Genomic DNA, 14,209 nt, shown 5'->3' on the forward strand with positions numbered 1-14,209 from the left:
TGCGCGACGACCTGGGCGCCCGCCTCGCGGGCATGGATCACGCCGAGGCTCTGGAAACCCTGCGCCAGGATCTGGCGGCGGCATCGGAGCGCGTGGCCGTCCTGGAAGCCCGGCCCGAGCCCGAACCGTTGTCCGCCGAACACATTCTGGCCATCCTGCCCGAGGACCCGGCCGCCATTCCGGCCCTGGCCGATCTAGCCCAGAGCCTGCGCGGCGATCTGGACGCCCGCCTCGCGGACATGGATCGCGCCGAGGCTTTGGAAACCCTGCGCCAGGATCTGACGGCGGCATCGGAGCGCCTGGCCGCCCTGGAAAGCTTGCGCCAGGACATCCAGGATCTGCGCGAACGGACCGACGACATGGCCGTGGCCATGTCCGATTTGGCGGCAACGCGAAACGAAATTCAAGCCCGGGACCAGGAACTCGAAGCCCTGCGCGAAACAGCGCACCGTCAGGACGAGGAGTTGCGCGTTGTCCGCGAAGGGCTCCGCCGCAAGGAGGAAGAATTGGACGCCCTGCGGCAATCCATTCTCGACATGCGCCAAGCAGTGGACGCCCTGCCCAGGCAAACGCCCATTCCCACCGAAGACCTCAAGGCCGAACTGCGGGCCTATGTCCAAGGCCAAATCCCAACAACGGCCGCGAAAATCATCCGCGAGGAAATCGCGAGCCTGCTGCGCGAGATGGAGGGCTAGGTCGGGGCGCTCCCTGGCTCTCGACTCGCGGCGGCCCCTGTGCTAGAGGCCCCGAAAAAACGAAGGGAGGGCTTCGCCGGTTTTTCTTTCTGTTTTTTTTACCGCCCGGTCTCCCCAAGGCAGGTCGACACCATTCCCCCCGGGCGGTTTTTTTATCATGCCCAACCAGAGAGACACCCCATGGACCAGCTCCAGAAACTTACCTTGCAGGTGGCCAAGGAAATCGTCGTCAAGTTCATCGAAGTCGGCCGCATTTCTCCGTCCAACTTCGCGGAACATTTTGCTCCGATCTACGACGAAATCCGTGGAACCGTGATCAAAGACAAGCCCACGCCAGACAAGGACGATACCGTTGAATCCGCGTGAGCACGGCAAGCGGGTGTCCGGCTTGTTCGACAGCATCGCGGGCTGGTATGATTTCCTGAATCACTTCCTGAGCGCCGGACAAGACCTGTACTGGCGTCACCGCCTGGTTCGAACCGTGCGTCCCGGCGCCACCGGCCGCGTTCTGGATCTGGCGGCCGGGACCCTGGATGTCAGCCGCGAAATCCTGCGCCGGCATCCCGGACAAACCGTTCTGGCCCTTGATTTTTCCCAAGCCATGCTGTGTCGGGGCCAGGCCAAGATCGCGGAGAGCCCAACCATCATTCCGGTCCAGGCCGACGGCCGGGCATTACCCCTCCCCGAGGCCTGCGTGGACACGGTGACCATCGCCTTCGGCATCCGGAACATCCTGCCCCGAAACGACGCCTACCGGGAAATCCTGCGCGTCCTGGCCCCTGGCGGCCGTCTGTGCATCCTTGAATTCGGCACGGGTCAAGCCCGGATTTGGCGCGGGCTGTACAACTTCTACCTCGGCACCATCCTGCCCCAGATCGGCCGTTTTTTTTCCCGCGATCCCGAGGCCTACCAATATCTGGCCGACACCATCCGGGCCTTTCCGGACGCCCGCGTCCTGGCCCATGAATTACTGGATGCCGGCTTCGACGCGGTGTCCTACCAAGCGCTGAGTTCGGGCATCGTCTATGTCCACGTCGCGCGCAAACCTGTAGCCCCATAACACCATGATCCACTTCGACGAACTCCAATCCGGCGCGCGCGCCGTGGCCGTGGTCGGCCTCGGCTATGTTGGCCTGCCCCTGGCCGTGGCCCTGAGCCAGCATTTCCGGGTCATCGGATTCGATATTTCCCACTCCCGCATCGACGAACTTCTGTCCGGACAAGATTCCACCAGGGAGGTCCCGCCAGCGGATCTGGCACGGGCCAGCATCGAATACACGGCCGAGCCAACCCGTTTGGCCGAGGCCGGCGTCATCGTCGTGGCCGTGCCCACGCCCATCAATGGCAACCGCAAGCCGGATCTGCGACCCGTGATCGGCGCGACCCAGACCGTGGGCAGCCACATGAGCCAGGGCGCGGTCATCGTCTACGAATCCACGGTCTACCCCGGCCTGACCGAGGAAATCTGCGTTCCCATCCTGGAAGAACGCTCCGGCCTGAGTTGCGGTCGGGACTTCACCGTTGGCTATTCGCCGGAGAGGATCAATCCCGGCGACCGAATCCATACCCTGCAAACCATCGTCAAGGTCGTTGCCGGTCAGGACAAGCCCACGGCAGACCTGTTGGTCCGCTTCTACGAAACCGTGGCCAAGGCCGGCGTGCACCGGGCCTCGTCCATCAAAGTGGCCGAGGCGGCCAAGGTCATCGAAAACACCCAGCGCGACCTGAACATCGCCCTCATGAACGAACTGGCCCTGATCTTCGACCGCATGGGCATCGACACCAATGAGGTCCTCCAGGCAGCCGGCACCAAATGGAACTTCCTGCCCTTCCGGCCGGGTCTGGTCGGCGGGCACTGCATCGGCGTGGACCCGTATTATCTGACCTTCAAGGCCGAATCCATGGGTTTCCACCCCCAGGTCATCCTGGCTGGCCGGCGCATCAACGACGGCATGGGCAAATTCATCGCCGAAAAAACCGTCAAGTTCATGATCAACAGGGGATGCCAGATCAAGAGGGCGCGAATTGGCGTGCTGGGCCTGACATTCAAGGAAAACGTGCCCGATCTGCGCAACAGCAAGGTCGAGGCCATCATCCATGAGTTGACCGATTTTCAGACCAGGATTCTGGTCCACGACCCCCTGGCCGACCCCGCCGAGGCCCTGGCCGAATATGGAGTACGCCTCTGCCCCCTGGAGGACCTGCGCGACTTGGACGCCTTGATCCTGGCGGTTCCACACCAGGAATTCGCGGGCCTGGACACCGCCCGGCTCAAGGGCATGTTTCGCCACCCCGAGAACGGAATCATCATCGATGTCAAGGGGTTCCTGAATAAAGACGCACTTTCCGACCAGTTTGACTACTGGCGGCTTTAAGACGCGCATGCTCATCCTGGCCTGCGCCACTTCGCGGGAATGCGTCGGCGCCCTGAATCATGCCGCGTCCATCGACGCCACGCGTCCTCGCCGCCTGACCATGGCCGGACGGGAAATACTGGCCTGCGTGGTCGGAGTCGGCCCGATCGCGGCGGCCTTGCGCATTGGCGCCATTCTGGAAGCCCATCCAGAAGCCTGCGGCGTGGTCAACGTGGGTATCTGCGGCAGTTTTGACACCGCGCGTCTCCCCTTGGGTGGCATCTGCGTGGCCAACGCCGAGATCTGGCCCGAATACGCCGTCCGCCACGCGGACCCAGAAGCCCCGGAAGCCCTCGACTTTCCCATGTTACCCCAGCTCGACCTGACGCCACCCAATCATCTGGCGCTGGACCCCGTCGCGGCCGCCACGGCCATGGGTCTGTCCCTGCCCCCGACCTGGACCACGGGGCCAAGCCTGACCGTGGCCGGTGTCAGCGGGGACATGGCCCGGGCCGAATGCTTGCGCCAGCGTTATCAGGCCGCCACGGAAAACATGGAGGGCTTCAGCCTGGCCCTGGCCGCGCGATTGGCAAACTTGCCTTTTCTGGAAGTGCGCACCGTGTCCAACCCGGTTGGAGCCCGTGACAAATCCCAATGGAATTTCAAGGCGGCCCTGGCCTCCCTGTCCGCCATTCTGCCCACGCTTTGCGAGAAAACCTCATGACCCCATTGACCGTGGCCATTTCGCCGTGCCCCAATGACACCTTCATTTTCGCGTCCTGGATACTGGGACATGTTCCGCCCCCGGCCGGCCTGGACAGCCGTTTTTTTTGGCACGACGTCCAGGAATTGAACCAGGGGGCGTTCGACGACACCTGGGACGTGATCAAGGTCAGCGCGGCCACGGCCCTGCGTCTGCGGGACACCCACGTCATTCTGCCCTGTGGCGGTGCCTTTGGGCTGGCCCACGGCCCGAAGCTGGTCACCCGGGCCGATTTCGCCGGCACGCCCCGAACCATCGCCGTTCCCGGCCTGGACACCACGGCCATGCGCGTCCTGACCGCGGCCCTGACCCATGCCTTCACGCCCGTGCCCATGATTTTCCACGCCATCGTGGACGCGGTGCAGCGGGGACAGGTCGATGCCGGGCTGCTCATCCACGAAACCGCCCTGGTGCACGACCGGTACGGACTGTCCCTGCACACGGACCTGGGCCTCTGGTGGAGCGAGCACACGGGCGGACTCCCCCTGCCCCTGGGCTGCATCCTGGCCCGGAAAGCCCTGGGCGACGATGTCCACGCGGCCCTGACGACGACCCTTCGGGCCAGCATCCTGCACGCCCGGCACAATCCGTCCGACATCATGCCGCTCATCGCGGCCCTGGCCCGCGAGCTTGACGCGGCCACCCTCGAACAACATATTGCGGCCTATGTGAACGACCACAGTCTGAACATGGGACCGCGCGGCCAAGCGGCCCTGGATATCCTGCAAACCTTTCGGACCCACGCATGAACGACGCCATCGCCCAGCTCAAAATCGCCTTCCTCAAGGAACTCCCCGTCATCAACGCCGCCATCCGCGCCGAGGTCACGGCCTTGCATCCCCTGGTCCGCCCCGTGGCCGCCCATGTCATGGATGCCGGCGGCAAGCGGTTGCGTCCCATGCTGACCCTGCTTTTCGCCAGGGCCCTGGGATTTCGAGGCGACCATTTGCCGACCCTGGCCTGCTCCCTGGAATTTCTGCACTCGGCCACGCTCATGCACGACGACATCCTGGACCACGCCGACCTGCGCCGGGGCCAACCCGCCGCGCACACGGTTTTCGGCGTCGCGCCGACCATTTTGGCTGGAGACGTGCTTCTCGCCCTGGCCAACGAAATCGTGGCCCGGACCGGCAACGCGGCCCTGACCGCCTGTATCTCCAAGGCCATCATGCAGACCGCCACCGGCGAAATCATGGAAATCGCGGCCGTGCGCAATCCACGCATCAGCCGCCAGGAATATATCGCCATCATCACCGGCAAGACCGCCTATCTGATCCAAGCCGCCTGCGGATTTGGAGCCATCGCCGCCGGGGCCTCGGAACGCATCCAGACCCAAGCCGAAATTTTCGGCCTGAACCTGGGCATCGCCTTCCAACTCGTGGACGATGCCCTGGATTATACATCCCGACCGGACACCTCCGGCAAGCCCCTGGGCGGGGATCTGCGCGAGGGCAAATTCACCCTGCCGCTGCTTCTGTATCTGGAGAGTCTGGCCTCCGATGTCCGCGAAAAGATGCATCACGATCTGGCCGATCCCGCCTTGCCGACCGGACGCCAGGATGCCATTATCGACGCCATCGTGACCCAGGGCTGGGCCGAAAAAACCAGGGAAGCGGCGCAAAGCTACCTGCGTCTGGCCGACCAGGCCCTGGACGCGATTCCGGAATGTTCGGAAAAAACACATCTGCGGGCCATGATCGACTTTGTCCTGCACCGGGAGAAATAGCATGCACACGGATCGCCTTCCCCTGATCGCTATCGGCACGTCCCTGCGCGACACCTTGAAGGCGACCTTTTCCCCGGCCACGAACCGCCTGCTGCATGAAATGGCCACTCCCGAACCAGATCTGGCGGTCATCGCCTCCATCCTCAAGCTCGACCCGGCCCTGGCCACGTCCGTCCTGGCCCTGGTCAATTCCCCGCATTACGGACAAACATCCAAGATTACCAATCTCCAGCGGGCCGCCTTTGTCCTGGGCAACAACGAAATCCTGCGCATTGCCCTGTCCCTGAGCCTGCAGAAAAGCCTGAGCAGCGTTCTGGAAAAACACGGGTTCGACGCCTTCGCCAACTGGCGGGTCATCATCTGGGCCGCCATCGGCGCCGAGCTGGTGGCCGAAAGCATCTGCCCGGCGGAAAAGGACACGGCCTATCTCTGTGCCCTGATCAAGGATTTATCCCTGCTGCTCTACGCCGCGACCTACCCGGACGAGTTGCGCGCCGCCCTCAAGTATCCGGATTTTGTCCGCACCGACTCGATCTTTTTGTCCTGGCCGGACGCCGCCCGCCATCACGAAAGCCTGACCGCCGATCTGCTGCGCGATTGGCGCTTTCCCTCGAACATCGTCGCGGCCATCGCCAATCACCACGACCTGGAACACCTCCGCGACCATCCGCCCCTGACCCAGGCCGTCATCCTTGGCACGCGCTGGGCCGAGGTCGAGTTCCGCGACGATCCGTCACCCGACGCCCTGGGCCAGCTCAACTTCATCATGGGCAAGGTTCTAGGGCCCGCCGCCGGCGGCATGGAAAGCCTCAGAGCCCGCTGCGCCCATCGCTTCAGCGCCATGTGCGCGGCCATGAACATCACCGAACAACGCCTGGAGGAGCGCCTCTACACCCTGCCGCTGCAATCCTTCCAGGACTTCCATTATCAGGCCAGGGAAATCGAAAGCCTGACCGGTGGCCGTTCCGCCATCGCCACCTGCATCGCCCGCCATCTGCGCTGGAATTGGAACTGCGACCAAGCCGAAATCATTCTTTTTTCGCCGGAAACCAATTTTTTCGAGCGCTACGTGGTCGACGAGGGCAATCTTGGCCAGCCCAGCAACGCCACGTCCATCGAGCGCTTCAAAAACCCAGGCGCGCTGACCGTCGGCCTGAAAACGGAAAGCCGCATCATGGGCGAACTGCGCCTGATCTCGCCCTCGTCCAACCCGGACATCAAGGCCGAAACCACGCTCTATGGCCGTCTGCTGGCCCGTAGCTACGAATACCATCTGCGAACCGTCCACGCCCTGGAAAGCAAGGCCGAACTCCTGGACATCCTACCCGCCGGCGTCGCCCTGTTGACCGAAGCGGGCCGCGTCATCCGCGCCAACCCACGCTTTTCGGCCTATCTGCGCGAGGAGGACCTGACCGGCCAGATGCTGGAAGACGCCCTCAAACGCACCGGCTGTTTCCCGGACCTCTGGAATTGGTCGAAATACCTCGCCGACCAGGATCGGACCAGCCACTGCGTTGTCGCCTGCGGACTGGGCCCCAAAACCGGAACGGCACGGTCCTGTCTCGCCCTGACCAGCTACAAGATCACGGCCGCCGCCCAAACCAGGATACTGGTCATCATCCAGGACCTGACCGAAATCCAGGTGCTCGAAACCGAGGCCCTGCGCCAACGGGACTTTCTGGACCGTCTCCTTGATTCCATGCAGGACCTGGTCATGACCACCGACGCATCCGGCGTCATCACCTATGCCTCGGGGCGCCACGCCCGGTATCTGCGCGGCAAGAACCTGTTTCAGATCACCCGGCCCACGGTCGTCTATCCCACGGCCTGGAGCATGGACTATCTGGAAAACAGCGCCGAAGCCGTGGAAGCCCAGATCGTGCTCGACGATGCCCACCTCCAGCTGGAACTTCTCTTCTCGAAGCTTCCGTCCGGGCCAGACCATGGCTTGGTCGTTGGCCGGGATATCTCGTCCATCCGCCGCCTGGAACGCAAGATCAAGGAACAGGCGCTTCTCGATTCCCTGACCCAGGTTTTCAACCGACACCACCTCCAACCCATCCTGGACCGCGAAATCGCCCGCGCCCAGCGCACGGGAGTACCCCTGGGGCTGATCTTCTTCGACATCGATAAATTCAAGGATTTCAACGATACTCATGGCCATCACAGTGGAGATCGCGCCTTGCGGGATCTGGGCCAGATCCTGCGGTCCGTGCTGCGCAAGGGATTCGACTATCCCTGCCGATATGGCGGTGACGAATTCGTCATCATTTCCAGCAACGCCGCGCATTCCACCCTGCTGGCCATGGCCTCGCGCATCCAGGAGCAACTGACGGTCCTTTACCCCCAGGTGACCCTGAGCATCGGCCTCAGCGTGTTCGAGCCCGAAGACACGGCGCGTTCTCTGCTTGAACGCGGTGACAAAGCCAATTATCAAGCCAAGGCGTCCGGCGGGAACACCATCGTGCACCTGCAGACCAGCCCCCTGTCCTGAATCACCCAACATCCCAGGAGACCATCATGCCGATCCGAGTCGAAGTGGCTCTGCGCCAGGCAGTGACCGATACCCAGGGCAACAAGACCGCCCACAAGATACACAACGAACTCGGCCTGAACGTAAACCGCGTCCGCATCATCCGGGTATATACCGTCGACGGCCTGACCGAGGCCCAGATCGCCCAGGCCATCGAGGCCGGAGCCCTGCACGACCCGGTCCTGCACACGGCCCAGACCACGCCGGCCGCCCGCGATTTCGACTGGATCATCGAGGTCGGTTTTCGTCCCGGCGTGACCGACAACGAGGGTCGCACGGCCAAGGAAACCCTGCGTACCGTCCTGGGTGATGCAGGCATGGACATCGCCGTCTACACCTCGACCCAATACCTGATCACGGCGGAGCTCGGCCGCGAACAGGTCGGGCACATCGCCAAGGACCTGTTGGCCAACGAGCTGATCCAGCGGTTTGAAATCAAAAGCGCGGCAGACTGGGCAAGCAATCCCGGCTTTCCGGCGCGCGCGGCCAAGGTCACGGGCGCGGCCAGCAACACGGTCGAAACCGTGGATCTCTCGGCCCTGGACGACGCCGGGCTCATGAAATTGTCCCGCGACGGTGTTTTGGCCCTGAACCTGGACGAAATGCGCCGCATCCGCGAGTATTACACCCAACCCAGGGTCATCGCCCACCGCCGGGCCAAGGGCCTGCCCGCCGCGCCCACGGACGCGGAGCTGGAGTGCCTGGCCCAGACATGGTCCGAGCACTGCAAGCACAAAATTTTCAGCTCGCGCATTTCTTATGAAAACCGTGAAAACGGCACCACCACGGAAATCAACAGCCTCTACAAGACCTTTATCCAGGGCAGCACGAAGATGCTCCGGCAGCGCATGGGCGCGGATGACTTCTGCCTGTCCGTGTTCAAGGATAACGCCGGCGTGATCCGTTTCAGCGACGACATGAACGTCTGCATCAAGGTCGAAACCCACAACAGCCCCTCGGCCCTGGACCCCTACGGCGGAGCCCTGACCGGCATCGTCGGCGTCAACCGCGATCCCATGGGCACGGGTCTGGGCGCGAATCTCCTGTGCAACACCGACGTGTTCTGCTTCGCCTCGCCCTTCCATGAAGGCGAGCTGCCGCCGCGCCTGCTGCACCCGCGCCGGGTTTTTGAAGGCGTGCGCGAAGGCGTGGAGCACGGTGGCAACAAATCCGGCATCCCGACCGTCAACGGGGCCATCGTTTTCCACGAGCGCTTCCTGGGCAAGCCGCTGGTCTTCTGCGGCACCATCGGAACCATGCCGGCCCAGGTCGCCGGCAGGCCGAGCCACGAAAAAAGGGCCCTGCCTGGGGATCACATCATCATGGCCGGCGGCCGTATCGGCAAGGATGGCATCCACGGCGCGACCTTCTCGTCCGAGGAACTGCACGAAGGCTCTCCGGCCACGGCCGTGCAGATCGGCGACCCCATCACCCAGCGCAAGATGTATGACTTTCTGATGCGCGCCCGGAACTTGGGGCTCTACAACGCCATCACCGACAACGGCGCGGGCGGCCTGTCCTCGTCCGTGGGCGAGATGGCCCAGGACTGCGGCGGCTGCGACATGGACCTGGCCAAGGCCCCCCTCAAGTACGACGGTCTGCGCCCCTGGGAAATCCTCGTCTCCGAGGCCCAGGAACGCATGACCCTGGCCGTGCCGCCGGCCAAGCTGGACGAATTCACAGCCCTGGCCCGGGAAATGGACGTCGAGGTCTCGGACCTTGGCCAATTCACGGATTCCGGATTTCTGCATGTCCGCCACGGCGAGCGGATCGTGGCCGACCTGGACATGGAGTTCCTCCACGACGGCGCCCCCCAGCTCCAGCTCAAGGCCGTTTGGGAACAGCCCCGGAACTGTCGCACCTGCCCGGATTGCACGAATACGGTCACGGACCACGCAAGCTTCCTGCAAACCATGCTCGGACGCCTGAACATCTGCTCGCGCGAGTATGTCATCCGGCAGTACGACCACGAGGTCCAGGGAGGCAGCGTCGTCAAGCCCCTTGTCGGCGCCAAGAACGACGGCCCGGCCGATGCCGCCGTGATCCGGCCCCAGCTTGACAGCGAGCGCGCCCTGGTCATCGCGAACGGCATCTGCCCCAAGCTCTCCGACCTGGACACCTACTGGATGATGGCCTGCGCCATCGACGAAGGTGTGCGCAACGCCGTGGCCACGGGCGCGGACATCCACCACATGGCCGGCACGGACAACTTCTGCTGGTGCGATCCGGTCCAGTCCGAAAAGACTCCGGACGGCCACTACAAGTTGGCCCAGCTGGTCCGCGCCAACCAGGCCCTGGCCCATTACTGCCTCGCGTATGGCGTGCCCTGCGTGTCCGGCAAGGACTCCATGAAGAACGACTACACCGGTGGCGGCATGAAAATCTCCATCCCGCCCACGGTGCTCTTCTCGGTCATGGGCGTCATCCCGGACTGCGCCAAGACCATGACTTCGGACTTCAAACGACCGGGCGAGCTGGTCTACGTTCTCGGCCTGACCAAGAACGAACTGGGTGGCTCCGAATACGCCGACGCCCTGGGCCTGTGCGGCGCGGTGCCCCAGGTGGACGCGGTTTCGGCGCGGGTTCGTTACGAACGCATGTACGAGGCCATCCAAAACGGCCTGCTGACGGCCGCCCACGACATCTCCGATGGCGGTCTGGCCGTGGCCCTGGCCGAAATGGCCCTGGCCGGACGCATCGGCGCGGATATTGAGGTCACGGCCGCGCCAAGCCTGGACTGCACCGTGGAACAAACCCTGTACAGCGAATCCGCCAGCCGCTTCATCGTGACCGTGGCCAAGGACAAGCAACAGGCGTTCGAGGCCCTGTTCGCCGGAGATTTTATGGGTCTGATCGGCCAGACAACGACCGACGGCGTGCTAACCCTGCGCGACGGGGACAAAATCCTGGTCGGCGCACCCGTGGAGGAGTTGGCCACGGCCTGGAAAAAGACGTTGGATTTCTAAAATAGCCGGCGCCCGGCCCGAACACACCACGCGGAGAGAATCCGGAGCGCGGGAAATTTCGGCCACCGACTTCTACCCAACCGACTGATCCCGACATGCCGCGCACCACGCCAAGAGCCCGGCCTCTCCGGAGAACGGGCTCTTTTTAGTCACCGGTAGTCACCGGCTTGGCCTCGAACCAGGCCGACTGTCAAAAACCGACTTCCAGTTAAAAATCCCAGGTTTTTTTCCGCCCCCAGGCATAGGAGCGGATACCGTGGACCATCTCGGCCAGGGCCCCGGTACGCAGACGAAAATAGCCACGCAGCGCGTCGGGGCTCACGTAGCGTTCCAGACCAAAAAGAAGCCAACGCAGCCGATTCGCGCCGCGTATTTCCGGGGCAACGCACCCAGCCAGCCGGGACTCGTAAATCCGGCCTGGATGAGAGCCTCCGCGCAAGGCCTGGGCAATGGCCTCGGCCGCGTACCAGCCCGAAAGCAGGGCATAAAAAATACCCTCGCCCAAAAGGGGATCGGCCAGTCCGGCCGCGTCGCCGACAAGCAGCGTGTTCCCGGCCCATGGCCGGTCCAGGGCGTTGCCATAGGGCAGGGGGTGGCCCCGGAGAGGATGGTGGCGGACAAAATCCTCGGGCTCGCGCACGCCAAGAACACCCAGAAAATCCAGAAAGGCCCGTCGAAAATTAGGCGTATGCCGGGACAGGCCGCAGATGCCCAAAAGAGCCCGGTCCCGGTTGGGGAAGAACCATCCGTACCCGGCCGACAAAACACCCGCGAAGAGCTCCGGCCGATCCGTGCGGCGCGGGCTTTCGGACCAGGGAACGGCGATTTCGATGGCCGAGGCCAGCCCCCCGACCCAGTCCTTTTTGTCCACGTCGCAGGCGCGGCGAATTCCGGAATTGACCCCGTCCGCGCCGATGACAAAACGACCACGCAATCGCCCCTGATCCGTATCCAGGACTCCGGCCGAATCAGCGCCACGCACGGAGCACTGGACGCGCACCTCGGCTCCGGCGGCACGGGCTCGATCCAGAAGGAGGGCATCGAAGGCGGCGCGGTTCACGAGATGAAACGGATAGGCAAACCGGCCTTGGGCCAGACGCTTTTCGCGGTGGCGCAAGACGAATCCGTCCGTGACCGTGTCCACGACGCCGGCCGCGATCAGATCCGCCGGACGCCCCACCCGCAGATGTTCGAGCAGACGCATGGACTTCCAGGTCAACAGGCCGCCGCAAAGCTTGGGACGTGGAAACGCGGCCCGGTCCACGACCAACACGGAAAACCCCTGCTTGGCCAAAACCCGAGCGGCCGTGCTTCCGGCCGGCCCGGCTCCGGCGATGATCACATCGGCATCGTGCATATTCTTCCTCGTCGAAACGAAAGGGCTCCCCACGCCATGGAGAGCCCTCGTGACTGATGGCTCGGCCCTGGTTTCAATCCGCGTCGATGAGGGCCGGATCGACCTCCTGGCCGTTTTCCCTGGCCTTCAAGACCCGCCGGGCGATCTTGCCACTGCGGGTTCGGGGCAGCTGCTCCACGAATTCCACGGACCGGATCACGGCCACGGGCCCGACTTCCTTGCGGATGTGGTTCTTCAGCATGCGGATGATCTCGTTGCGATCGTCCAGGATCGCGAAGTCCGGATGCAGCACCACGAAGGCCTTGGCCACCTCGCCCTTGATTTTGTCCGCAATGCCGATGACGGCCACCTCGGACACGGCCTTGTGCGCCAGAAAGGCGTTCTCGACCTCGACATTGCCGATACGGTGCCCGGCGATGTTCATGACATCGTCGGCGCGGCCATGAATCCAGATCAGGCCATCCTCGTCGCGGTGGGCGTAATCACCGGTCCAGAACACATCCGGCCCCAAGGGCCAGTAGACGCGCTCGAACAACTCCGACCGGCGGTATAAATCGAGAAGCATGCCCGGCCAGGGCCTGGTGATGACCAGAAAGCCGCATTCTCCCGCGGCCAGGGGCCGCCCCTGATCGTCGACGATATCGACCTCGACGCCGGGCATGGGCCGGTGCACGGAACCGGGCTTGAGCACGGAAACCGGGAAGGGAGTGATCATGCAGCCCCCGGTTTCTGTCTGCCACCAGGTATCCAGAATGGGGCATTCGGAATGGCCGATGTGCTTGTAGAACCACAGCCACGTGTCCGGCGAAATAGGCTCGCCAACACTGGCCAGGAGGCGCAGACTGGAAAGATCGTGCATGCGCGGGTATTGGTTGCCGTAGCGCATGAGCATGCGGATGACCGTGGGCGCGGTGTACAAAATGGTCACGCCATGACGGGCGACAATATCCCACATGCGGTCGGCCTGGGGGTAGAGGGGATGCCCCTCGTACATGACCGTGGTCGTGCCGGCGATGAGGGGACCATAGACCACGTAGCTATGCCCCGTGATCCAGCCCATGTCGCCGGTGCACCAGAAAATATCCGTGGGCTTGATGTCGAAAACCCAGTCCAAGGAACGGTGCAGGGCGACCATGTACCCGGCGTGGCCGTGGACCACGCCCTTGGGTTCGCCACTGGTTCCCGAGGTGTGCAGGATGAAAAGCGGATCGTCGGCATCCATGATTTCGGTCACGGCCTCGGAGCGTTCCTGGCGGACCAGGGCGTCGTACCAGATGTCGCGGGCCTCGCTCATGTCCACGTCGAGCTTGGCCCGGTTGACGACAACCACGGTTTCGACGCAATCGCACCCGGCGACCAGGGCCTCGTCCACCGTGGCCTTGAGATTGATGAGGCGCCCGTTGCGATAAAACCCGTCGGCGGTGACGACCAGCTTGGCCTCGACCTCGGCGATGCGTTGCCGCAGGGACTTGGCCGAAAAACCGGCGAAAACCGCGCAGTGCACGGCCCCGATCTTGGCACAGGCCAGCATGGCCATCATGGTCTGGGGGACGAGCGGCATATACAGCACGACCCGGTCGCCCTTGGCCACCCCCAGGGAACGCATGGCATTGGCCAGACGATTCACGGCGCGATACAGCTCATAATAGGAGTATTTCTGCGTGTCCCCGGCCTCGCCCTCCCAAATGAGGGCCAACTTGTTCTTGTTGGCCGTGGCAATGTGCCGATCCAGGGCATTGTAGACGATATTGCACTGGGCACCCTTGAACCAACGATAACGGGGCGCGTTGGAATCATCGAGAACCGTGTCCCAGC

Annotated in this window: 10 protein-coding genes; 8 read left to right on the forward strand and 2 right to left on the reverse strand. The window is 63.5% G+C overall.

Annotation, left to right across the window (positions count from 1 at the left end; all coding sequences use genetic code 11):
• Nucleotides 1-875 precede the first annotated feature (875 nt).
• The 8 genes from EOL86_07030 to EOL86_07065 are packed head-to-tail and all read left to right on the forward strand — an operon-like array spanning nucleotide 876 to nucleotide 11,037.
• A complete protein-coding gene (locus EOL86_07030; protein NCD25328.1) occupies nucleotides 876-1,061 on the forward strand; it encodes a hypothetical protein in 186 nt (61 codons plus the stop codon).
• The gene (locus tag EOL86_07035) at nucleotides 1,048-1,755 is read left to right on the forward strand and encodes a ubiquinone/menaquinone biosynthesis methyltransferase (GenBank protein NCD25329.1); all 708 of its coding nucleotides are present in this window, start codon (nucleotides 1,048-1,050) and stop codon (nucleotides 1,753-1,755) included. The genes EOL86_07030 and EOL86_07035 overlap by 14 nt, the downstream gene beginning before the upstream one ends.
• A gap of 4 nt (nucleotides 1,756-1,759) precedes the next feature.
• A complete protein-coding gene (locus tag EOL86_07040; GenBank protein ID NCD25330.1) occupies nucleotides 1,760-3,070 on the forward strand; it encodes a nucleotide sugar dehydrogenase in 1,311 nt (436 codons plus the stop codon).
• 7 nt (nucleotides 3,071-3,077) lie between these two features.
• Complete coding sequence (gene mqnB / locus EOL86_07045; GenBank protein NCD25331.1) at nucleotides 3,078-3,773, forward strand: futalosine hydrolase; 696 nt, start codon at nucleotides 3,078-3,080, stop codon at nucleotides 3,771-3,773.
• Nucleotides 3,770-4,561 (forward strand): hypothetical protein, encoded by a 792-nt coding sequence (locus tag EOL86_07050; GenBank protein NCD25332.1) that lies wholly within the window; start codon nucleotides 3,770-3,772, stop codon nucleotides 4,559-4,561. Before mqnB ends, EOL86_07050 begins: the two co-directional genes overlap by 4 nt.
• Complete coding sequence (locus tag EOL86_07055; GenBank protein NCD25333.1) at nucleotides 4,558-5,538, forward strand: polyprenyl synthetase family protein; 981 nt, start codon at nucleotides 4,558-4,560, stop codon at nucleotides 5,536-5,538. The genes EOL86_07050 and EOL86_07055 overlap by 4 nt, the downstream gene beginning before the upstream one ends.
• Before the next feature lies 1 nt (nucleotide 5,539).
• Nucleotides 5,540-8,032, forward strand: a complete 2,493-nt coding sequence (locus tag EOL86_07060; protein ID NCD25334.1) for a diguanylate cyclase — start codon at nucleotides 5,540-5,542, stop codon at nucleotides 8,030-8,032.
• A gap of 26 nt (nucleotides 8,033-8,058) precedes the next feature.
• The gene (locus tag EOL86_07065; protein NCD25335.1) at nucleotides 8,059-11,037 is read left to right on the forward strand and encodes a phosphoribosylformylglycinamidine synthase; all 2,979 of its coding nucleotides are present in this window, start codon (nucleotides 8,059-8,061) and stop codon (nucleotides 11,035-11,037) included.
• 208 nt (nucleotides 11,038-11,245) lie between these two features.
• Here the strand turns inward: EOL86_07065 and EOL86_07070 are convergent, their stop codons facing one another.
• Both EOL86_07070 and acs read right to left on the reverse strand, forming a co-directional pair.
• Nucleotides 11,246-12,394: a geranylgeranyl reductase family protein gene (locus EOL86_07070; protein NCD25336.1), complete on the reverse strand. Its 1,149-nt coding sequence runs from the start codon at nucleotides 12,392-12,394 to the stop codon at nucleotides 11,246-11,248.
• 73 nt (nucleotides 12,395-12,467) lie between these two features.
• Nucleotides 12,468-14,209, reverse strand: a 1,742-nt coding sequence (gene acs / locus EOL86_07075; protein NCD25337.1) for an acetate--CoA ligase, incomplete at its 5' end; no start/stop codon positions are given.

It is taken from the genome of Deltaproteobacteria bacterium (assembly GCA_009930495.1).
GTDB lineage: Bacteria > Desulfobacterota > Desulfovibrionia > Desulfovibrionales > Desulfomicrobiaceae > Desulfomicrobium.

Coding starts and splice junctions, on each gene's coding strand:
- EOL86_07030 (NCD25328.1), top strand. CDS start 876: ATGGACCAGCTCCAGAAACTTACCTTGCAGGTGGCCAAGGAAATCGTC.
- EOL86_07040 (NCD25330.1), top strand. CDS start 1,760: ATGATCCACTTCGACGAACTCCAATCCGGCGCGCGCGCCGTGGCCGTG.
- mqnB (NCD25331.1), top strand. CDS start 3,078: ATGCTCATCCTGGCCTGCGCCACTTCGCGGGAATGCGTCGGCGCCCTG.
- EOL86_07050 (NCD25332.1), top strand. CDS start 3,770: ATGACCCCATTGACCGTGGCCATTTCGCCGTGCCCCAATGACACCTTC.
- EOL86_07055 (NCD25333.1), top strand. CDS start 4,558: ATGAACGACGCCATCGCCCAGCTCAAAATCGCCTTCCTCAAGGAACTC.
- EOL86_07060 (NCD25334.1), top strand. CDS start 5,540: ATGCACACGGATCGCCTTCCCCTGATCGCTATCGGCACGTCCCTGCGC.
- EOL86_07065 (NCD25335.1), top strand. CDS start 8,059: ATGCCGATCCGAGTCGAAGTGGCTCTGCGCCAGGCAGTGACCGATACC.
- EOL86_07070 (NCD25336.1), bottom strand. CDS start 12,394: ATGCACGATGCCGATGTGATCATCGCCGGAGCCGGGCCGGCCGGAAGC.